Origin of the sequence: Micromonospora craterilacus, from assembly GCF_003236315.1 — a bacterium.
In the GTDB taxonomy this organism is placed as follows: Bacteria; Actinomycetota; Actinomycetes; order Mycobacteriales; family Micromonosporaceae; genus Micromonospora; species Micromonospora craterilacus.
Genome location: NZ_POTY01000121.1, coordinates 1 through 20,420, shown reverse-complemented (window position 1 = coordinate 20,420; position 20,420 = coordinate 1). Strand labels below are relative to the sequence as shown.

Below are 20,420 nucleotides of genomic sequence, written 5' to 3'. Positions count from 1 at the left end.
GGCGGAGGCAGAGCTACCGTGGGGGTGTGGCGCTCTCGCTGGCGATCTCGCCCTGTCCCAACGACACGTTCGTCTTCCATGCCCTGGTGCACGGGCAGGTGCCCGGTGCGCCGCCCGTCGACGTGACGTACGCGGATGTCGACGTCACCAACACCGCCGCCGAGAGCGGCGCGTTCGACCTGGTCAAGGTCAGTTATGCGGCGCTGCCATGGCTGCTGGACGACTACCACCTGCTGCCCTGCGGGGGCGCGCTCGGTCGTGGGTGCGGCCCGCTGGTGCTCACCCGGGCCGATCGCGCCGGCGGGCCGGACCGCACTGATCTCTCCGGTGCGACCGTGGCGGTGCCCGGCGACCGGACCACGGCGTACCTGCTGTTCCGGCTCTGGGCGGCCGGACGGACGCCGCAGCGCATCGAGGTGGTGCCGTTCCACGAGATCATGCCCGGCGTCGCCGCCGGGCGGTACGACGCCGGGCTGGTCATCCACGAGGCCCGGTTCACCTATCCGCGGCACGGCCTGACCGCGCTGGTCGACCTGGGTGAGTGGTGGGAGGCCGACACCGGCCTGCCGATCCCGCTTGGCGCCATCCTGGCCCGGCGCGGCGTGGTCGACCCGCAGGAGGCCGCGGGGTGGATCCGGGACTCCGTCCAGCGGGCCTGGGCCGACCCGGCGGCCAGTCGGGCGTACGTGCTGGCGCACGCCCAGGAGATGGAGCCCGACGTGGTGGACCGGCACATCGGCCTCTACGTCAACGAATACACCGCCGACCTGGGAGAGTCGGGGTTCGCCGCCGTCGAGGCGCTGCTCGGCCGGGCCGCCGACGCCGGGCTCGTGCCTCAGACCTCCAGCTCGCGGGCGACCGCGTGGACCAGCTGAGCGACCTTCTGCGCAGTCTTACGATCCGGGAAGCGGCCCCGGCGCAGGTCCGGCTGGACCTTCGCCTCCAGCACCTTGATCATGTCTTCCACCAGACCGTGCAGCTCCTCGGCCGGTCGGCGGCGCAGCTCCGCCACGGACGGCGGAGCGTCCAGGAGCTTCACCCCCATCGCCTGCGCACCCCGCCGGCTGTCCACCACGCTGAAGTCGACCCGCTGGCCGCCCTTGAGGTCGGTGACACCCGCCGGTAGCGCGGCCTTCGGAAGGAACACGTCGCCACCCTCGTCACTGGTGACGAACCCGTATCCCTTGGTCGCGTCGTACCACTTCACTCGACCCGTCGGCACCTGAGAACCCCTGCTTCGCTTGAGACGTCTACTGGCTCAAGGCTAGCCGGATCATGCCGTCGAGCGCCGCCGGGAATCCGGTGAGGTCCGCCAGCACCGTCGCCGCCCCGGCGTCCCGCAGCTCATCGACGGAACACGGCCCGGTTGCCACCGCGATCCCGGGCACCCCAGCCGCCGCAGCGGCCACCATGTCGGCCACGTGGTCTCCCACATAGTGGGTCGCGTGGTGGGCCCGCAACGCGGTCGCCTTCTCCTCGGCGAACAGGTCGCCGGCCAGCTCGTCCACCATCAGACCCAGGTGATCCAGGTGCAGCCGGGCCAGCCGGCCGATCTTCGACGTGACCACGAGCACCCGCACGCCCCGCTCCCGTACCGCGTCGAGCGCGGCCCGGGCGCCCGGCAACGGCACGGTCGGCGTGATCGCGTACGCCGAGTACAGCTCGCGGAAGACGTCGACGGCCTCCTCGACCTGCCCGGGCGGGAACCAGCGGGCGATCTCGGTGCGCAGCGGCGGGCCGAGCCGGGACACCGCGGCCTCGGCGTCGACCGGCACGCCCGTCCGCTCGGTCAGCGCACGGTAGGTCGCGGCGATGCCGGGGCGCGAGTCGACCAGGGTCATGTCGAGGTCGAAACCGACCGTCAGTGGGGGCATGCTCAGAAGCTACCCGGCCGGCCCGGACCAGCCCGGTCGTCCGAGGGGCGAAAGCGGCCCAGGCCGGGCTAGCGTGGAACGACGATGACCACCTCACTCGCCGACCACCTGCGGTCACTGCCCGACGACTCGCTCGCCGCCCTGCTCCAGCTGCGGCCCGACCTCGTCGTACCGGTACCCGCCGACGTCGCCGCGCTCGCCATCCGGGCCCAGTCCCGGGTCTCGGTGTCGCGCGCCCTGGACGGGCTGGACCAGTTCACCATCCAGATCATGGACGCCGCCCGGTTGACCCGTGATCCGGCCGACGGCACCACCTCGGTCGACGGGGTCCTCGCGATGGCCACCGCCGGCCCTCGCCCGCCCGCACCGACCGCCGTCCGGGCCGCCGTCGACCGGCTGCGCGCCCGCTTCCTGCTGTACGGCCCCGAACACCAGCTCCAGCTGGTCGGTGGCATCGACGAGATCTCCCCGTACCCGGCGGGGCTCGGCCGGCCGGCGGCGGAGCTGGACCCGCGCACGGCCGCGCTCTGTGCGGACCCGGCGAAGCTGCGGCGGACGCTGTTGGCCGCGCCCCCCTCGGCCCGGGCGATCCTGGACCGGCTGGCGGCCGGGCCGCCGGTCGGTAGCGTGCCGCCCGGCGCGTTGCAGGCACCCGCAGCCGGCGCCGACGACGACCTGCCGCCGGACGAGACCAACGGCGGGGCACCGACCGGCTCCCCCATCCGCTGGCTGGTTGACCACCGGTTGCTGGTCCGGGTCGCCGGCGGCAAGGGCGGCACCGCCGGCATGGTCGAGCTGCCCCGCGAGGTCGGGCTGCTGCTGCGGCGGGACACCGGGCCGCTGGGCCCACTGCGCACCAGCCCGCCGCCGGTAACCACCGCGCCGCGCGAGCCGAAGGCCGCCGACTCCGCCGGGGCCGGGCAGACCATGGAGGTGGTACGCCACACCGAGGCGCTGCTGGAACAGCTGGCCGCCGAACCCGCCCCGGTGCTGCGCTCGGGTGGTCTCGGCGTACGCGACCTGCGCCGGTTGGGCCGGGCCACCGGGCTGGACGAGCCGACGGCGGCGCTGCTGCTGGAGGTGGCGTACGCGGCCGGCCTGACCGGCGAGGTCGAACTGCCCGGCACCACCGGCCGGTACGGCGCCGACCAGCAGGTGCTGCCCACCGCCGGGTACGAGATATGGCGGGCTGGTTCGCTGGCCCAACGTTGGGAGCAGCTGACCCGGGCGTGGCTGACCATGACCCGGCAGGTCGGTCTGGTCGGCCAGCGTGACGACCGGGACCGGCCGATCACCGTGCTCTCCGCCGAGGCGGAACGCGCCGGCGCGCCGGTCGCCCGGCGGGCGGTGCTCACGGTGCTCGCCGACCTGGAACCGGCCACCGCGCCCACCGCCGAGGAGGTGCTGGCGCTGCTCGACTGGCGGGCGCCCCGGCGCAGCCGGGGTCGGGAGGCGGCGCATCGGGAGGTGCTCGCCGAGGCGGCCACGCTGGGCGTGACCGGGCTGGGGGCGCTCACCTCGTACGGGCGGCTGCTGCTGGCCGAGGCGACGGCGGCCGAGGACCGCGACACGGACGACCCGCTCGGGTTGCGGTCCGACGCCGAGGACGGTGGGTCGGGCACCGCGGTGCGGGCGCTGGACGCGCTGCTGCCCGCCCCGGTGGACCACTTCCTGGTGCAGGCCGACCTGACCGTGGTGGTGCCCGGGCCGCCGGAGCCGGCGCTCGCCGCCGAGCTGGAGGTGGTCGCCGAGCCCGAGTCGGCCGGCGGGGCGAGCGTGCACCGGGTCACCACGGGGAGTGTGCGCCGGGCGCTGGATGCCGGCTACTCCGCGGACGACCTGCACGGGCTGTTCCGGCGCCGGTCCCGTACCCCGGTGCCGCAGGGATTGACGTACCTGGTCGACGACGTGGCACGCAAGCACGGCGGGCTGCGGGCCGGCTCCGCCGGGGCGTACCTGCGCAGCGACGACGAGGCGCTGCTGGCCGAGGTGCTGGCCGACAAGCGGGTGGAGGCGTTGGCGTTGCGCCGGCTCGCGCCGACGGTGCTGGTCACGCCGTACCAGACCGGCCGGATGCTGACCGTGCTGCGGGACGCCGGCTACGCCCCGGTGGCCGAGGACGCCACCGGCTCGACGGTGGTCACCCGCCCGAGGACCCGGCGGGCGCCGGCCCGGGTTTCGGTGTCCACCCGGGCGCTCGACCCGCTCACCCCACCGCGCCTGCCCTTGCCGCGCCTGCTGGGGGTGGTGGAACAGATCCGCCGGGGCGACGCGGCGGCTCGGGCGGCCCGGCGGGCGCCGGCGGCGGTACGCGGCACCCCGCCGACCAGGCCGGCACCCGCGCACAGTCACAGCGACGCCCTGGCCGTGCTCCAACAGGCGATCCGCGACAAGGCGCTGGTCTGGGTCGGATACGTCGACGCCCACGGGGCGACCGCGTCCCGGCTGGTGCGTCCGGTCTCACTGGGCGCGGGCTACCTGCGCGCCGAGGACGAGCGGACGGAGATGCTGCACACCTTCGCGCTGCACCGGATCACTGCGGCGGTGCTGGAGAAGTGAGTCGGGTCAACGCCGGTTGCGCCGCACCGACCCGACGATCGCCACCAGCAGCAGCAGCGCGAAGCCGGTGCCGGCGGCCTCGCCGACCGAGTCGATGAAGCCCTGCTGGAGCACGAGCCAGCCGAAGAGAAACCACCCGAAGAGGAGCACCCCGACGGCCGCGTACGCGACCACCGTCGCGGTGGAGACGGGTGCGGCCGGCTCGGCCTGCGCACGCTCGGGGATCACTTCCTGATCGACGGACATGTGCCCTCCCCCGTTCGGTCCGGCCCTGCCGTCAAGAGTGTCACTCTGTACGGCTACCGGCCAGCACCACCGCGTACCGATCCGGCCCAGCTGGCAGCCCGGGGGTGGGCAGCGGCGCGGCGGTGGACGGGGTTCGCCGGTACGGCACCGGGCACGCCGCTCGCCCCCGTTGGCTGGTCCGCGATGACGGACAGGGCCCCCGCTTCCTGGCCCACCGCGGATCGAACGCGCGCGCACCGGTGCCGACCGGCGTGACGACCACGAGGCAGCGGCGACCCGGTTTCGAACCTCCGGGCCGCCGCCCTCGACACTCGTCCACCCGCTAGACGGTTTGAAGTACCGGGTTAGTTGCGCGCACGGTGAATATTTTTTGCCGCCGCGCTGGCCGTGCAACACTGGATGGTCGCCCCTGAGGCAGGTCAGGCACCTGCGCAGGCGGCTGGGTCAGCCGTACGGAGGAGGGGATTCGGCGTGAGTGGTGGACCGCTGATCGTACAGTCGGACAAGACCCTGCTGTTGGAGATCGACCACCCCGACGCGCAGGCCTGCCGGATGGCCATCGCGCCCTTCGCCGAGCTGGAGCGTTCCCCCGAGCACGTGCACACCTACCGGCTGACCCCGCTCGGGCTGTGGAACGCCCGGGCCGCCGGTCACGACGCCGAGGGCGTGGTGGACGCACTGATCAAGTACTCGCGGTACCCGGTGCCGCACGCGCTGCTGGTCGACGTGGCCGAGACGATGGACCGGTACGGCCGGCTCCAACTCGCCAACGACCCCGCGCACGGGCTGGTGCTGCGCGCCCTGGACCGGGTGGTGCTGGTCGAGGTGGCCAAGAGCAAGAAGCTCGCCGGGATGCTGGGCACGAAGCTCGACGACGACACCATCGCGGTGCACCCGTCCGAACGGGGGCGACTCAAGCAGGCCCTGCTCAAGCTCGGCTGGCCGGCGGAGGACCTGGCCGGGTACGTCGATGGCGAGGCGCACCCGATCGAGCTGGCCGAGGCCGGCAAGGGCGGCGGCAAGCCGTGGACGCTGCGGTCGTACCAGCGGGAGGCCGTCGAGGCGTTCTGGGCCGGCGGGTCGGGTGTGGTGGTGCTGCCCTGTGGCGCCGGCAAGACGCTGGTCGGTGCGGCGGCGATGGCCGAGGCGAAGGCGACCACGCTGATCCTGGTCACCAACACGGTCGCCGGCCGGCAGTGGAAGCGGGAGCTGATCGCCCGTACGTCGTTGACCGAGGAGGAGATCGGCGAGTACTCCGGCGAACGCAAGGAGATCCGGCCGGTCACCATCGCCACGTACCAGGTGCTCACCGCGCGGCGTGGCGGCGCCTTCACCCACCTGGACCTGTTCAATGCCCGCGACTGGGGCCTGGTCGTCTACGACGAGGTGCACCTGCTGCCCGCGCCGATCTTCCGGTTCACCGCGGACCTGCAGGCCCGCCGCCGGCTCGGGCTGACCGCCACCCTGGTCCGCGAGGACGGCCGGGAGGGCGACGTGTTCAGCCTGATCGGCCCGAAGCGGTACGACGCGCCCTGGAAGGACATCGAGTCGCAGGGCTGGATCGCCCCGGCCCAGTGCACCGAGGTCAGGGTCACCCTGACCGACGCCGAGCGGATGTCGTACGCGACGGCGGAGGCCGAGGAGCGGTACCGGATGGCGGCCACCGCCCGCACCAAGCTGCCGGTGGTGAGGGCGCTGGTCGACCGGCATCCGGGCGAGCAGACGCTGGTGATCGGCGCGTACATCGACCAACTGCACCAGTTGGGCGAGTACCTGGACGCCCCGATCGTGCAGGGCTCGACCACGAACAAGGAGCGGGAGCGGCTCTTCGACGCGTTCCGCTCCGGGGAAATCCGCACGCTGGTGATTTCCAAAGTCGGGAATTTTTCCATCGACCTGCCCGAGGCGGCGGTGGCGATCCAGGTCTCCGGCACCTTCGGCTCGCGGCAGGAGGAGGCGCAACGTCTCGGCCGGGTGCTCCGCCCCAAGTCCGACGGCCGGCAGGCACACTTCTACACGGTGGTCTCCCGGGACACCATCGACACCGAGTACGCCGCCCACCGCCAGCGGTTCCTCGCAGAGCAGGGGTACGCGTACACCATCGTCGACGCCGACGACGTCCTCGGCCCACCCCTGCCCACCGTCGACTGAACTCCAGCGGTCCACCGCGAGGCCGGGAACATCGCGTTTACCGGGGGATGCGTCGTCGGCGACGGGAAGCTCAACTGGAACTCGCATCGCCAGTGCGGCAACAGCACCTCCCGCACGCTCTTCATAGTTCGAGATCTTGGACAGTTGGCGTTCCGGCCGAACGGTAACTGTCCAAGGTCCACCCAGCGCGTCCCGCAACATGGGACCACGGCGGCAGCTGCTCGCTGGTGCTGTTCGCCCGTTGTTCACGACGGCGACAGCCCGTGCTCGGCCGTGCGTGTCAGCCTCCGTCCGAGTCTGAACAGACGGAGGAGCAGTGACAGTCAAGAGATCGTTCCCCAGGCTGGCGGTGGCGGGCGCCACCATCGCCGCCCTCGCCATCACCGGCACGGCCCACGCCGGGCAGAAGCCCGCTGGGCAGAAGCCAGCCGGGCCGGCGAAGAGCTTCGACCGCACCGCCACCTACCCGGTCTTCCTGAACCGCCCGGCCGGCGAGGACCCGACCACCGAGACGGTGGCCGAGATCTCCGCGGTCAGCGAGGACGGCCGCACCCTGGTCTACACCGACGCGTTGGCCCGCCGGATCGGCTTCCTCGACATCTCCCGGGCCGACCAGCCGCGTGGGCTCGGCACCCTCTCGCTGACCCAGCTCGGCGACGCCGAGGACGAGCCGACGTCGGTGGCCGTGGTCGGTCGCTACGTCCTGGTCGTGGTGAACACCAGCGCCAGCTACACCGACCCGTCCGGCCGGCTCGACGTGATCGAGTTGGCCACCCGCAAGCGGGTACGCAGCCTCGACCTCGGCGGCCAGCCCGACTCGATCGCGATCAGCGCCGACCAGCGGTACGCGGCGATCGCCATCGAGAACGAGCGGGACGAGGAGGCCACCCCGCCGGGCGGCAAGAAGGGCGACCTGCCGCAGGCGCCCGCCGGCTTCGTACAGATCGTCGACCTGCACGGGAGTGACCCGCAGCGGTGGTCGCTGCGGACCGTGCCGCTGACCACCGCCGACGGCCGGGCGCTGCCCGCACTGACCGCCGCCGGGATCACCGAGCCCACCGACCCGGAGCCGGAGTACGTCGCGATCAACGGACGTAACCAGCTCGTGGTGACCCTTCAGGAGAACAATGGCATCGTCCTGATCGACCTGCCCACCGGCCGGATCACCGGCGCGTTCTCGGCCGGCACCGCCTCGGTGGACCGGATCGACACGGTCAAGGACGGCGTGATCAACCTGACCGGCTCGATCACCGACGTACCCCGGGAGTCGGACGCGGTGGCGTGGATCGACGACCGCTACCTGGCCACCGCGAACGAGGGTGACTGGCGGGGCGGCACCCGGGGCTGGACGGTCTTCGACAGCCGCACCGGCCGGGTGGCCTGGGACGCGGGCAACAGCTTCGAGTGGCTGGCCGTCCGACACGGCCTGCACAACGAGGACCGGGCGGGGAAGAAGGGCACCGAGCCGGAAGGGCTGGCCGTCGCCGAGTTCGGCGGCACCCGGTACGCCTTCGTCGGCTCGGAGCGCAGCAACTTCGTCGCCGTCTACGACGTGAGCAAGCCGACCGCCCCGGTGTTCAAGCAGATACTCGCCACCACGAACGGGCCGGAGGGCCTGCTGCCGATCCCGTCGCGGGGCCTGCTCGCGGTCTCCAGCGAGACCGACAACGCCGCGGTGGGTGTGCGCGCCTCGGTGTCGCTGTACCAGCTCGGCAAGGGCACCCCCGGGTTCCCGAGCATCGTCTCCGGCCCGGACGCCACCGGTGCGCCGATCGGGTGGGGTGCGCTGGGGGCCCTCTCCGCCGACCCGAAGCAGCCGCACCTGCTCTACAGCGTGACCGACTCGGCGTACGCCAAGACCCAGGTCTTCACCATCGACGCGCGCAAGAGCCCGGCGGTGATCACCGGAGCGCTGCCGGTCCGCGACGAGCGCGGTGAGCCGGTCGGGTACGACGCGGAGGGGATCTTCGCCCGCCCGCAGGGCGGCTTCTGGCTGGCCGTCGAGGGGGCCAGCGGCCCGGAGAACAAACTGGTCCGGCTGGACGCTGCCGGGGTGACCCGGCAGGTCGTGCCGCTGCCGGCGGAGATCGCCGCCGGCCTGGGCAAGCAGGGCTTCGAGGGGGTCACCGCAACCACCGACAAGCGCGGCCGGGAGATCGTCTGGGCGGTGCTCCAGCGGGAGGTGTCCACCGACCCGGCGAGTGTGGTCCGGATCGGCCGGTACGACGTGACGGCCGGGACGTGGAGCTGGTTCGGGTACCAGCTGGAGCGCACCGACGTTCCCGGTGACTGGATCGGGCTCTCCGAGATCACCGTGGTCGGCGACCGGCTCGCGGTGATCGAGCGGGACAAGCTGAACGGCCCGGCCGCCGCGATCAAGCGGATCTACACGGTCGAGCTGCCGGACGGCCCGGCCGCCCCCGGCCCGCTGAAGGTGCTGCCGAAGCGGCTCGCCCTGGACGTCCTGCCGGCGCTGCGCGCCACGAACGGCTGGACCCAGGAGAAGCTGGAGGGGCTGACCGTGGCCGGCAACGGCCAGGTGTACGCCATCACCGACAACGACGGCGTCCAGGACGCCACCGGCGAGACGGTGCTGCTCCGCCTCGGCCCCAGCGCCAAGGTCTTCGGCCACCGCTGACCGGCCACGCCGGCCCCGGGGTTCGCCGCCCCGGGGCCGGCATCGTCACCGGTCCGGGTTTCCGCCTGGTCAGAGCACCCGGGTCACCTGCACGGCGGCGGCGAACGCGTCCCGGGCCGCCGGGTCGAGGTTGGCGCAGAGCACCACCGACGCGCCCGCCGACAGCGGGGCGAGCAGCCACTTCAGCAGCCACTTCAGCGGCTGGTCGTGCTCGGCCGCGTCGACCAGCAGCCGGTCACCGACCCGCAGGTCGAGCTGCTCGGCCACCGCCGTGGCCACCCGACCCCACTCGTCGTAGCTGGTGCCGTCCGGGCTGGCCGGATCGGACGCGTGCAGCGTGGGGCGATCGGCCGGTGCGGCACCGTGCCGCAGCACCTCCACGGACCAGTCGAGCCAACCGGCCGGCACGTCGGCCAGCGGCTCCGTCCCGGTGCCGACGAGGTAGCGGTGCAGGCCGTCGGGCACGTCCTCCAGCCAGTCGTCGAGCCGTTCCGGGGTGACCAGGACGGCGTCGTACGGTCGGCTCCCACCCGGCTCCAGCACCGGCAGCCCGGCGGTGGCGCGCGGCCGGAACGACACCTCCAACCCCACTGACCAGGCGCCGAGCAGCACCGCGGCGGTACGCCAGTGCGGCGGCAGCAGCACCGCCACCCGGCTGCCCGGAACCAGGCCGCACCCGTCGCGCAGCAGGCCGGCGGCCCGCGCCGACCATTCGCCCACTTCGGCGGCGGTCAGGTGCTGACGATGCCCGGTCCGGTGGTCGAGGTAGGTGATCAACGGCTGGTCGCGTGTGGCGAGGCCGACGACGGACAGCACGGGCGGGGCAGCATGCATACGGTACGTCCTACTCCTGCCGGGCCCGACCTGTCGAGGCCGACCCGCTGGTAGGGCACTGAAACCGCGTTGCCGTCGGGCCGGCACCAGCCAAGGATGACGCCATGCCTTCGACCAGCGCGGACAACACCTCCCTGGCTTCCCCCGACGGCCGCGCCGGTATCGACGCCGCGCTGGTGAAACGCCTGATCGCCGCGCAGTTCCCGCAGTGGGTCGGGCTGCCGGTGACCCCGGTGGCGGTCGACGGGTGGGACAACCGGACCTACCGCCTGGGCGAGGAGATGACCGTACGCCTGCCCACCGCTCCCGGCTACGCCCCTGCCGTGGCCAAGGAGAACGAGTGGCTGCCCCGGCTGGCACCCGAGCTGCCGGTCGCCATCCCGCCGATCCTGGGCCTGGGCGAACCCGGCGAGGGGTACCCCTTCCCGTGGTCGGTACGCGGCTGGCTGCCCGGCACCACGGCCGACCGGGGGCGCATCGACGACCTGCCGCAGTTTGCCGTCTCGGTGGCCGAATTCGTCCGCGCGTTGCATCGTTGCGACCCCACCGGCGGCCCGCTCGCCGGGGAGCACAGCGGGTACCGGGGCGCCTCGCCGGCCCACTACGACGAGGAGACCCGTGGTCTCCTGGCCGCGCTGGTCGGTCACGTCGACGTGACCCGGGCCGCCGCCGTGTGGGAGGCCGCCCTGGCCGCCAGATGGCAGGGCCGGCCGGTGTGGTTCCACGGCGATCTCGCGGCGGGGAACCTGCTGGTCGCGGACGGAAAGTTGAGCGCCGTCATCGACTTCGGCACGTCCGGCGTGGGTGACCCGGCGTGTGATCTGGTGATCGCCTGGACGATGCTCTCCGGCGACAGCCGCCAGGCGTTCCGGCAGGAGGTCGGGCAGGACGACGGCACCTGGGCGCGGGCCCGCGGCTGGGCGCTGTGGAAGGCCCTGCTGCTGGTGCGGCAGCACCTGGGCGACAACCCCGAGTTGGCCGCCGCCCACCAGCACGTGATCGCCGAGGTCCTCGACGACCACGACCGCGCCGTCCGGTAACCCGCTGGACGTTGGTAGTGGACGGTCTGGACCGATGGCAGTACCGGCCCGTCCGGGTCGCCGGGACAGTCGAGGGATGACGCAGCACGGGGAGCAGCGGACAACGGTCGGTCACACCTGGGAACCGGGGCGGCGACGGCTCGCCCCGGTTCTGGCACTGCTGCTCCTCGCCCCCTGGGCGGCCGAGTGCTCATGGGGCGGGTTCGCCGGCGCCGACATGCTGCTCGCCGTGGTCGTCCTGGCCCCCATGTACGGGGGCGCGGCGGTGCTGATCCGCGAGGCGGCCCGGCGTACGGGTGGTGGTTGGCCGATGATCGTGCTGCTCGCGGCGGGCTTCGGGGTATTCCAGGCGGGGCTGGTCGACCAGGCGCTGTTCAATCCCGAGTTCCTCGCCGACACCGAGTTCGCCGAACTCAGCGCGGCGGACGGCACCCGCATCCCGGTGCTGGGCTTCAGCGCCCAGGAGGCGGTCAGCTTCCTGGGCAACCATGTGGCGTTGACCATCTGCGCGCCGATCGCGATTGTCGAGGCGTACCTCTCTCCGGCTCGCCGCCTGGGTCCGTGGTTGCGGGCGCCCGGCCTGGCCGCAATGGCCGTCCTCTACCTGCTGGGCAGCCTGCTCATCTTCGCCGACGACAGCGGGCGCAAGGGGTTCCTGGCCAGTCCCGGGCAGCTCATCGGGGCGTCGGCGGTGGTCCTCGGCCTGGTCGTGGTGGCGGCCCTGCCCCGGTGGCGGCGTCGGATGCCGCCCGCACCGGCCGTTGCGCCCCACCCGAGCCGGCCCGGAGCGCTGGTCCTGGTCGTCTACCTGGGCGTGAGTCTGCTGTCCGGCTGGTTCGCGGTGGCCGCCGCGGTCGTCGCCTTCGCCGGGCTGGCGGCCGTGCTCGTCCGCTGGTCCGGGCGCGCCGGGTGGGGGCAGGGGCACGTGCTGGCCTGCGCCGCGGGGGCGCTCGTGGGTGCGGCCGTGCTCGCCTATCTGGTGCCCCCTTACGCGCCGGCGTCCCCCGCGCAGGCCCTGGCCAGCGACGTACTCGTCAGCGTGCTCGCGGTCGCTCTGCTCGCCGGGGCGTACGCGCGACTACGCCGGCACGGCGAGTGGCCCCGGCGGCGCTGACCTGCTCAGCCCGGCAGCTCGGGGCCGTGGTCGAGGAGGGGGGCGAGCAGGTCGCCGTACTCCTCGATCCGGTCCAGCACCTCGGCGGCGGTGTACGGGCGGGTGGCCGGCCGCTTGCCCGCCGCACCAGCGGAGACCTCGTCCCAGGTCAGCGGCGCGGAGACCGACGGCACCGGCTGGGCGCGCAGCGAGTACGGCGCGACGGTGGTCTTCGCCGCGTTGTTCTGGCTCCAGTCGATGAACACCTTCCCGGGCCGGAGGTTCTTCGCCATCTTCGACAGGATCAGCTTGGGATGCTCGCGCTCCAGTTCCTGCGCGACCCGCCGCGCGTACGCCGACACGTCGTCGGCGGACTGGGTACCGGCGATCGGGCAGCACAGCTGCATGCCCTTCTTGCCCGAGGTCTTGGGGTACGAGTCGACCCCGTCGACCGCGAGCCGGTCCCGCAGCAGCAGCGCCACCTGGCAGCATTGCCGCAGCGACGCCGGTGCCCCCGGGTCCAGGTCGACCACCATCAGGTCCGGGTGCTCGCCGATCTTCCACTGTGGGGTGTGCAGTTCCAGGGCGGCCAGGTTGGCCAGCCAGACCAGGGTGGGCAGGTCGTCGGCGACCACGTAGTCGATGGTCTCCCGGCCCTTGGTGGAGCCGGGTGCGGGCAGCGTCTCGACGCGTACCCACGGCGGGGTGGCGGCGGGCGCGTTCTTCTCGAAGAAGGAGTTGCCGTCCACCCCGTTCGGGTAGCGGATCCGGGTCAGCGCCCGGTCGTGCAGGTGCGGCAGCAGCACGGGTGCCACCCGGGTGTAGTAGTCGATCACCTCGCCCTTGGTGAAACCGGCGTTCGGGTAGAGGATTTTGTCCAGGTTGGACAGCTCCAGGGTTCGGCCCTGCACGTCGACCCGGAGCCGCTCAGCTGGCATCGTCGACCTCCTCGGCCGGCTTGTCCGGCCGTAGCCGCAGGATACGGGGAAACCGCAGCCGCCCGTCCGGGGTGCGCTGGCCGTACTTGACCTCCACCACCACCCGGGGTGTTACCCAGATCGCGCCCCGGGCATCCTCGCGGGGCACGTCCGCGCCAAACGGCGACGCGGTGGCGCGCAGCGGCTCCAGCTCACGCAGCAGCTCCCGTTCGAGCGCGGCGCCGATCCCGCCGCCGACCCGTCCCCGGAAGACCAGTCGCCCGCCGGCACCGGGCACCCCGACCAGCAGGCCACCGATCTTTCGTGCGCCGGGTCGCCAGCCGCCGATCACGAAGTCGCCGGTCACCTCCAGTTTCACCTTCATCCAGTCCGGCGAGCGCACCCCGGGCCGGTAGACCGAGCCGACCCGCTTGGCCATCACCCCCTCCAGGCCGTGCTCACCGGCCGCCGCGTAGGTGGCCTGGCCGTCGAAGAAGACCGGGGGCACCGCCCACCGCGCCGCGCCCAGCCCCAGGTCGTCGAGGGCCTCCCGACGGCGGGCGTACGGCCAGCCGGTGAGGTCCACCCCGCGCAGCCGCAACAGGTCGAAGATCATGTACGTGACCGGGACGGTCGCCGCCAGCCGGGCCGCCTTCGCCGGGTCCCGCACGTGCATCCGCTCGGCGAGGGCGGTGAACGACGGCCGCCCGGCCTGGTCGAAGAGCACCACCTCGCCGTCGAGCAGCGCGTCGTCGACCTGCTCGGCCAGCGGGATCAGTTCGGGGTACGCGGTGGTGATCTCCACGCCGGAGCGGGCGTACAGGCGTTGCCGCCCGGCGGCGATGTCGGCGAGCGCCCGTACGCCGTCCCACTTGAACTCGTACGCCCAGCCGGCACCGACCGGGAGCTGCCCGGTCATCGCGAGCATCGGCTTGAGCGGCGCGCCGGGCACGACCCGACTGTAGTAGCAAGCCGAACACCTCGCGTTACGTTCACTCTGATGCGAGCATGGTCGATACCGGGGAAGGGAGCGCAGGATGCGGGCCATCTGGAAGGGAGCCGTGTCGTTCGGCCTGGTCTCGATCGGGGTCAAGCTCTATTCGGCGACCGAGGAGAAGGACATCCGATTCCACCAGGTGCACCGGGAGGACGGCGGGCGGATCCGGTACAAGCGCACCTGCCAGGTCTGCGGCGAGGAGGTCAGCTACGACGACATCGCCAAGGGCTACGACATCGGCGGCGGGGAGATGGTGATCCTCACCGACGAGGACTTCGCCGAGCTGCCGTTGAGCACCTCCCACGCGATCGACGTGCTGGAGTTCGTCCCGGCCGAGCAGGTCGACCCGATCCTCTACAACAAGGCGTACTTCCTGGAGCCGGAGGGCACCGCGACCAAGCCGTACCTGCTGCTGCGGGACGCGTTGACCGACTCGGAGCGGGTGGCCATCGTCAAGGTGGCGCTGCGCCAGCGGGAGCAGTTGGCCACCCTGCGGGTCCGCGAGGGCGTGCTGCTGCTGAACACGATGCTCTGGCCCGACGAGATCCGTAAGCCGGACTTCGGCTTCCTCGGCGAGGACCTGAAGGTCCGGCCGCCCGAGCTGGCCATGGCCACCTCGCTGATCGACTCGATGGCCGGCGACTTCCAGCCGGACGAGTTCACCGACGACTACCGGGCCGCGTTGCAGGAGGTCATCGACGCGAAGGTGGAGGGACGCGAGGTGGTCCAGCCGGAGGAGGTCGAGGAGGCTCCGGCCGCCGCCGTCGACCTGATGGCCGCGCTCAAGGCGTCCGTCGAGCGGGCCCGCGCGGCCCGCGGCGAAGGTGGTGCGGCGGCGGGCGGCGGGGCGGGTGAGCCGACCCCGATCACCGCTGCGCGCTCCGCCCAGAAGAAGGCCGCCGGCACGGCGGCGAAGAAGGCCCCGGCGAAGAAGACCACCGAGAAGAGGACCGCCGAGAAGAAGACCGCCGCGGAGAAGAAGACGACCACCAAGAAGACCCAGCCGGCCAGGAAGACCGCCGAGAAGAAGGCGACGAAGGCCGCGAAGGCCCCCACGAAGAAGGCGACCCCCCGCAAGACCGCCTGACCACTCCCGACAGATGCCGCAATTCACGCCGGCACGCGGACGCCTCGGTCACCCGGACTCGGCGATTTCGCGCGCGTTAACACTCCGGTAGGCGCGAATCTCCGGCCTTCAGGCCATTGACCAGGAATTTTGTGAATCTTAGGCTGCCCCGGCATCCCCATGGAGAGGATTCACATGACACTCCCCCGCCTGCGTGGTGCCGCCCTCGCCACGGCCGCTCTGGTGGCCGCCGGCTCGCTGGTGGCACCGAACGCGGCCAGCGCAGCACCCGGCAACCCCGGCGCTCCCCGCTTCTCGCCCGGCGCTCCGAGCATCGGCGACCCGTACTTCCCCGACCAGGGCAACGGCGGGTACGACGTCCAGCACTACGACCTCAACTTCTCGTACGACCCGGCGACCCGGTTCATGAACGCCACCGCGACGATCACCGCGCTCGCCACCCAGGATCTCGACCAGTTCAACCTGGACTTCCGCGGGCCGGAGATCTCCTCGCTGACCGTGAACGGGAAGAAGACCGACTTCACCCGGGACGGCCAGGAGCTGGTCGTCACCCCGCGGCCGAAGCCGAAGACCGGGCAGACGTTCACCGTGGTGGTGAAGTACGCCGGCGTACCCGGCCCGGTGACCGACCCGGACGGGTCGATCGAGGGCTGGATCCCGACCGATGACGGTGCCTTCGTCGTCGGGGAGCCGCAGGGCACCCCCGCCTGGCTGCCCAGCAACGACACGCCGACCGACAAGGCGACCTTCCGGTTCACCGCGAAGGTGCCGGAGGGCCTCACCGCCGTCGGCAACGGCCAGCTCCTCTCCCAGCAGACCAAGGACGGCTGGACCACCTTCGTCTGGGACAACACCGAGCCGATGGCGACGTACCTGGCGACGATCACGATCGGCAAGTTCCAGGTCACCGAGTCGGTCCTGCCCAGCGGCATCCCGTCGTACGTGGCGATCGACCCGCGTCTGGTCACCGGCTCGGCGAACGCGGTGTCGCAGATCCCGAAGATGATGGAGTTCTTCACCGAGAAGTTCGGGCCGTACCCGTTCGCCTCCACCGGGGCGATCATCGACTACGCGCCGCAGGTGGGCTACGCCCTGGAGACCCAGACCAAGCCGATCTTCTCGAACACGGCGAGCGTCGGCACCATGGCCCACGAGATCGCCCACCAGTGGTACGGCAACAGCGTCTCGCCGGAGCGCTGGAAGGACATCTGGCTCAACGAGGGCTTCGCCACTTACGGCCAGTGGATGTACACCGAGTTCAACGGTGGGGCGACGGTCAACGCCACGTTCAACAGCAGCAGCAACTACGGGCGGGCCGCCTCCTCGTCGTTCTGGCAGGTGCTCCTCGCTGACCCGGGTCCGATGGACATGTTCAGCAACATCCCGTACAACCGGGGCGCGATGACCCTGCACGCGCTGCGCGGCAAGGTCGGCGAGGACGCCTTCTCCCGCATCCTGCGGCAGTGGGCGGCGATCCACCAGTACAGCCACGCCGCCACGGCCGACTTCATCTCGCTGGCCGAGCGGGAGTCCGGGCAGGATCTCACCGCCTTCTTCGACGTGTGGCTGTTCCAGAAGGGCAAGCCCACGTCCTGGTGACCGTCCTCACCGAGGGCGAAGCCAACGTCTGACGAGGTCGGCGACAGCGCCGACGCGGGGCCCGGAAGCAACGTTCCGGGCCCCGCACCGGCATCTCAGGCGTCCCATCCGTCCCACCCGTCATGATCGACCATCGGAAGTACGCCGACCACCAGGTACCGTGTGTCGGCGACGGCGTCCGTGGCCCGGACGCACCCACCTCTCAGCAGGGAGTCCAGGACGTGAGCGAGCACGCGGGCGGACAGGAGACCAAAGCACGGCGGCGACTGGCCGAACAGTTGGCGGAGCAGAAGGCCGCCGAGGCCAAGCGCCGCCGGCAGGCCTGGGCCGGCGCGTTCGCCGGCATCGCCGTGGTCGCGGTGCTGATCACCATGTTCGTGCTGGTCGGCCAACGCGGCGACGACACCCCCGAGCAGGCGGCTAACCCGCCGTCGGCGGTGCCCAGCGATCTGTCGGTGCCGGGCGCGCCGCCCGCCCCGGCCCCGCAGCTGCCCGAGGGCGCGGACCCGGCGCTCGGCACCAAGCCGACCGTGACCGCCGGCAAGGGCGAGCTGACCAAGCTCACCGTGACCTCGCTGATCGAGGGCAGCGGGCCGAAGGTCGAGACCGGCCAGGCGATCACCACCAACTACGTCGGTGTGTTCTTCGAGAGCGGTGAGGAGTTCGACTCCTCCTGGGGCCGGGGAGAGCCGGCCACCTTCCCGATCGGCGTCGGGCAGGTCATCCCGGGCTGGGACAAGGGCCTGGTCGGGGTGACCGTGGGCAGCCGGGTGCAGCTCGACATCCCGGCCGACCAGGCGTACGGCGACGGTGCCGGTGGCCGTCCGGGTGGCCCACTGCGCTTCGTGGTGGACGTCCTCGCCGCCCAGTAACGCCCGGCCGAAGTGAATGCGGAGGTATCTGTGACGGCGCTGGACGACGCGGGGCGGACCGCCCGGCTGATGTGGATGCACTACGAGCCCGTCCACGCCGTCACGTACTTCCACCCGCGGGCCCGGGCCGCCTACCAGGCGGCCGGGCTGCGCGGCTACTGGCGGGGCTACTTCGCCGGTCGGGCCGCCCCGCTCGGGCCGATCGGCGCCGCCCCCGTGGCCGCCGCCTTCTACAACTTCGCCCCACACATGGTGAGCCGCGCGCTGCCCGCGGTGTGGCAGCTGGCCACCCCCGAGGAGGCCCTCCGGTCCCGACTCACCGGGGCGGTGCAGGCGCTCGCCGAGCTGACCTACGAGCTGCCCGAGCGGCACCTGGCGGAGAGCGCCGAGCTGCTGGAGGCCGCCGCCGACACGGTCGAGACCGCCGGTCGGGTGCTCGGGGCGGCCAACGCCGCCCTGCCGCGCGGCGAATACCCGCTGGCCCGGCTCTGGCAGGCCGCCACCACGCTGCGCGAGCACCGCGGGGACGGGCACGTGGCGGCGCTGGTCACCGCCGACCTCGACCCGGTGGAGACGCTGGCCTGGCGGGTCGCGGTCGACATGCCACCGCAGAACCTGCTCGGCCGGGGCTGGTCCGAGCAGGAGTGGGCGCAGGCGCGCGAACGGCTGGCCGCCCGGGGCTGGCTGAGCGCGGACGGCGAGCCGACCGAGCGCGGACGGGCCGGTTTCCAGGCCGTCGAGGACGCCACCGACCATGCCGCCGCCCGGCCCTGGCGGACGCTGGGCGTGCAGCGTACGGAGCGGCTGCGCGAGCTGCTCGAACCGATCGCCCGGGCCGGCCACACGGTGATCCCGGCGGACAGCCCGATCGGCCTGCCCGCACTGCCCGGCTGAGCGGGATCCGGTTCCGTCGGGCAGGATGGTGCCGTGGTGGATGCGGTGGTCTTCGACCTCGACGGCGTGATCGTGGACTCCGAACCGGTCTGGGAGGAGGTCCGCCGGGCGTACGTGGCGACGCACGGCGGCACCTGGCGGGCGGACACCCAGCGCCGGTTGATGGGAATGAGCACCGGCGAGTAGGCCCACTATCTCAGCGACGAGCTGGGCGTGCGACGCACCGCCGAGCAGGTCGCCGCCGAGGTGGTCGAGGAGATGACCCGGCGCTACACGGCCCACGTACCGCTGATCGACGGTGCGGACGAGGTGGTGCGCCGGCTGGCCGGGCGGTGGCCGTTGGGTCTGGCCAGCTCGTCGCCGACCCGGCTGATCGCGGCGGCGCTAGCCGCCACCGGCCTGACCGACGCGTTCCGCACCACGCTGTCGACCGAGGAGACCGAACGCGGCAAGCCGGCGCCCGACGTGTACCTGACCGTCGCGCGGCACCTGGGCGTCGACCCGGCCCGCTGCGTAGCGGTGGAGGACTCGTCCAACGGGGTCCGGTCGGCGGCCGCCGCCAGGATGACCGTGGTGGCGGTGCCGCACGGGTCGTACCCGCTCGACCCGGACGCGGAGCGGCTGGTGGCGCTGGTACTCGGCTCGATCGGCGAGCTGACCCCGGAGGTCGTGGACCGGCTCGGCTGAACCGCCGCAGACCCGGTCCCGGCCAGCCTACGGTCGGTGACATGAAGGCAGTGGTGTACGAGGACACCGGTGACCCGTCCGTGCTCCAGCTGGTCGACCGGCCGGTGCCGGAACCCGGGCGCGGTGAGGTGCTGGTGCGCATCGCGTACTCCGGGGTCAACCCGACGGACTGGAAGGCCCGCCGGCAGGGGGCGCTGCCGGCCGGCTGGCAGACGCCCGGGCAGGACGGCGCCGGGGTGGTCGAGGCGGTCGGCGAGGGCGTCGACCAGGATCTGATCGGCGAGCGGGTGTGGCTCTGGGAGGCGGCCTGGCAGCGACCGTGGGGCACCGCCGCCGAGTACGCCGTGGTGCCGGTCCGCCAGGCGGTACGCCTCGGTGACGCCTCGTTCGAGCTGGGTGCCTGTCTGGGCATCCCGTTCCTGACCGCGCACCGCTGCCTGACCGCCGGGGAGTATCTGCCGGACGGGCTGCGTGCGGGTGCGTTGAGCGATCACACGGTGCTGGTACAGGGTGGCGCGGGTGCGGTGGGCAACGCGGCGATCCAGCTCGCGGCGTGGGCCGACGCCTGCGTGATCGCCACGGTGAGCAGCCCGGAGAAGGCGCAGCTGGCCGCGGCGGCCGGCGCCTCCGTAGTGATCAACTACCGGGAGCAGGACGTGGTCGAGGAGGTCCGCAAGGTCGCGCCCGACGGGGTGCACGCGATCGTCGAGGTCTCCGCCGCCCGCAACGCCGGCACCGACGCACAGCTGCTGCACCGGGGCGGGGCGGTCTGCGCGTACGCCGACGACGGGGGCGACGAGGTGACGCTGCCGATCCGTCCGCTGATGGTGGAGAACGCCCGCTGGCAGTTCGTGATGGTGTACACGGTGCCGAAGGCGGCCAAGGCGCAGGCGGTGGTGGACGTCGCGGCGGCCGCGGCCCAGGGCGGGATC

Annotated in this window: 17 protein-coding genes and 1 pseudogene; 12 read left to right on the top strand and 6 right to left on the bottom strand. The window is 72.6% G+C overall.

Annotated elements, in window-relative coordinates; genetic code table 11:
• Nucleotides 1-26: 26 nt before the first annotated feature.
• A complete protein-coding gene (locus C1I95_RS19195) occupies nucleotides 27-875 on the top strand; it encodes a 1,4-dihydroxy-6-naphtoate synthase (protein ID WP_111215201.1) in 849 nt (282 codons plus the stop codon).
• Here the strand turns inward: C1I95_RS19195 and C1I95_RS19190 are convergent.
• Entirely contained in the window at nucleotides 836-1,222 is a 387-nt protein-coding gene (locus tag C1I95_RS19190; RefSeq protein ID WP_111215200.1) for a cold-shock protein, read from the bottom strand. The two genes, C1I95_RS19195 and C1I95_RS19190, sit on opposite strands and share 40 nt — an antisense overlap.
• Nucleotides 1,223-1,250: 28 nt before the next feature.
• Nucleotides 1,251-1,874 (bottom strand): HAD family hydrolase, encoded by a 624-nt coding sequence (locus C1I95_RS19185; RefSeq protein ID WP_111215199.1) that lies wholly within the window; start codon nucleotides 1,872-1,874, stop codon nucleotides 1,251-1,253.
• A gap of 84 nt (nucleotides 1,875-1,958) precedes the next feature.
• On the opposite strand from C1I95_RS19185, the gene C1I95_RS19180 reads away from it, so the two are divergent.
• Nucleotides 1,959-4,433, top strand: a complete 2,475-nt coding sequence (locus C1I95_RS19180) for a helicase-associated domain-containing protein (RefSeq protein ID WP_111215198.1) — start codon at nucleotides 1,959-1,961, stop codon at nucleotides 4,431-4,433.
• Nucleotides 4,434-4,439: 6 nt separating this feature from the next.
• Here C1I95_RS19180 and C1I95_RS19175 read toward each other — a convergent pair whose 3' ends face one another.
• Entirely contained in the window at nucleotides 4,440-4,679 is a 240-nt protein-coding gene (locus C1I95_RS19175) for a hypothetical protein (RefSeq protein ID WP_111215197.1), read from the bottom strand.
• A gap of 471 nt (nucleotides 4,680-5,150) precedes the next feature.
• Between C1I95_RS19175 and C1I95_RS19170 the strand changes: the two genes are divergently transcribed.
• A complete protein-coding gene (locus C1I95_RS19170; protein WP_111215196.1) occupies nucleotides 5,151-6,830 on the top strand; it encodes a DNA repair helicase XPB in 1,680 nt (559 codons plus the stop codon).
• A 316-nt stretch (nucleotides 6,831-7,146) separates the two neighbouring features.
• Nucleotides 7,147-9,468, top strand: a complete 2,322-nt coding sequence (locus C1I95_RS19165; protein ID WP_111215195.1) for an esterase-like activity of phytase family protein — start codon at nucleotides 7,147-7,149, stop codon at nucleotides 9,466-9,468.
• A gap of 69 nt (nucleotides 9,469-9,537) precedes the next feature.
• Here C1I95_RS19165 and C1I95_RS19160 read toward each other — a convergent pair whose 3' ends face one another.
• Nucleotides 9,538-10,284, bottom strand: coding sequence for a TIGR03089 family protein (locus C1I95_RS19160; RefSeq protein WP_438941324.1), 747 nt, complete (start codon nucleotides 10,282-10,284; stop codon nucleotides 9,538-9,540).
• A gap of 122 nt (nucleotides 10,285-10,406) precedes the next feature.
• Between C1I95_RS19160 and C1I95_RS19155 the strand changes: the two genes are divergently transcribed.
• A complete protein-coding gene (locus C1I95_RS19155; protein ID WP_111215193.1) occupies nucleotides 10,407-11,342 on the top strand; it encodes an aminoglycoside phosphotransferase family protein in 936 nt (311 codons plus the stop codon).
• A gap of 76 nt (nucleotides 11,343-11,418) precedes the next feature.
• Nucleotides 11,419-12,456 (top strand): hypothetical protein, encoded by a 1,038-nt coding sequence (locus tag C1I95_RS19150; RefSeq protein WP_111215192.1) that lies wholly within the window; start codon nucleotides 11,419-11,421, stop codon nucleotides 12,454-12,456.
• Nucleotides 12,457-12,461: 5 nt separating this feature from the next.
• Here C1I95_RS19150 and ligD (C1I95_RS19145) read toward each other — a convergent pair whose 3' ends face one another.
• Together ligD (C1I95_RS19145) and ligD (C1I95_RS19140) are read right to left on the bottom strand one after the other, a co-directional pair.
• Nucleotides 12,462-13,373 carry a non-homologous end-joining DNA ligase gene (ligD, locus tag C1I95_RS19145; protein ID WP_111215191.1) on the bottom strand — a complete coding sequence of 304 codons (912 nt, stop codon included), beginning with the start codon at nucleotides 13,371-13,373 and terminating at the stop codon, nucleotides 12,462-12,464.
• A complete protein-coding gene (gene ligD, locus C1I95_RS19140) occupies nucleotides 13,363-14,304 on the bottom strand; it encodes a non-homologous end-joining DNA ligase (protein WP_111215190.1) in 942 nt (313 codons plus the stop codon). Before ligD (C1I95_RS19140) ends, ligD (C1I95_RS19145) begins: the two co-directional genes overlap by 11 nt.
• An 85-nt stretch (nucleotides 14,305-14,389) precedes the next feature.
• Between ligD (C1I95_RS19140) and ku the strand changes: the two genes are divergently transcribed.
• The 6 genes and pseudogenes from ku to C1I95_RS19110 all read left to right on the top strand — a co-directional run.
• Nucleotides 14,390-15,436 (top strand): non-homologous end joining protein Ku, encoded by a 1,047-nt coding sequence (gene ku / locus C1I95_RS19135; RefSeq protein ID WP_111215189.1) that lies wholly within the window; start codon nucleotides 14,390-14,392, stop codon nucleotides 15,434-15,436.
• A gap of 174 nt (nucleotides 15,437-15,610) precedes the next feature.
• The gene (locus C1I95_RS19130; RefSeq protein WP_111215188.1) at nucleotides 15,611-17,035 is read left to right on the top strand and encodes a M1 family metallopeptidase; all 1,425 of its coding nucleotides are present in this window, start codon (nucleotides 15,611-15,613) and stop codon (nucleotides 17,033-17,035) included.
• Between the two features lie 221 nt (nucleotides 17,036-17,256).
• The gene (locus C1I95_RS19125) at nucleotides 17,257-17,907 is read left to right on the top strand and encodes an FKBP-type peptidyl-prolyl cis-trans isomerase (RefSeq protein ID WP_233513749.1); all 651 of its coding nucleotides are present in this window, start codon (nucleotides 17,257-17,259) and stop codon (nucleotides 17,905-17,907) included.
• Between the two features lie 69 nt (nucleotides 17,908-17,976).
• The gene (locus C1I95_RS19120; protein ID WP_111215202.1) at nucleotides 17,977-18,801 is read left to right on the top strand and encodes an SCO6745 family protein; all 825 of its coding nucleotides are present in this window, start codon (nucleotides 17,977-17,979) and stop codon (nucleotides 18,799-18,801) included.
• A 33-nt stretch (nucleotides 18,802-18,834) separates the two neighbouring features.
• A pseudogene (locus tag C1I95_RS19115) lies at nucleotides 18,835-19,488 on the top strand (HAD family hydrolase).
• 41 nt (nucleotides 19,489-19,529) lie between these two features.
• On the top strand, nucleotides 19,530-20,420 hold an 891-nt coding region (locus C1I95_RS19110; RefSeq protein WP_111215186.1), incomplete at its 3' end, for an NADPH:quinone reductase.

Excerpts from the sequence above, each read along its gene's own strand:
- C1I95_RS19185 (WP_111215199.1), bottom strand. The coding sequence starts at position 1,874 with ATGCCCCCACTGACGGTCGGTTTCGACCTCGACATGACCCTGGTCGAC.
- C1I95_RS19180 (WP_111215198.1), top strand. The coding sequence starts at position 1,959 with ATGACCACCTCACTCGCCGACCACCTGCGGTCACTGCCCGACGACTCG.
- C1I95_RS19175 (WP_111215197.1), bottom strand. The coding sequence starts at position 4,679 with ATGTCCGTCGATCAGGAAGTGATCCCCGAGCGTGCGCAGGCCGAGCCG.
- C1I95_RS19155 (WP_111215193.1), top strand. The coding sequence starts at position 10,407 with ATGCCTTCGACCAGCGCGGACAACACCTCCCTGGCTTCCCCCGACGGC.
- C1I95_RS19150 (WP_111215192.1), top strand. The coding sequence starts at position 11,419 with ATGACGCAGCACGGGGAGCAGCGGACAACGGTCGGTCACACCTGGGAA.
- ligD (WP_111215191.1), bottom strand. The coding sequence starts at position 13,373 with ATGCCAGCTGAGCGGCTCCGGGTCGACGTGCAGGGCCGAACCCTGGAG.
- ku (WP_111215189.1), top strand. The coding sequence starts at position 14,390 with ATGCGGGCCATCTGGAAGGGAGCCGTGTCGTTCGGCCTGGTCTCGATC.
- C1I95_RS19130 (WP_111215188.1), top strand. The coding sequence starts at position 15,611 with ATGACACTCCCCCGCCTGCGTGGTGCCGCCCTCGCCACGGCCGCTCTG.
- C1I95_RS19120 (WP_111215202.1), top strand. The coding sequence starts at position 17,977 with ATGTGGATGCACTACGAGCCCGTCCACGCCGTCACGTACTTCCACCCG.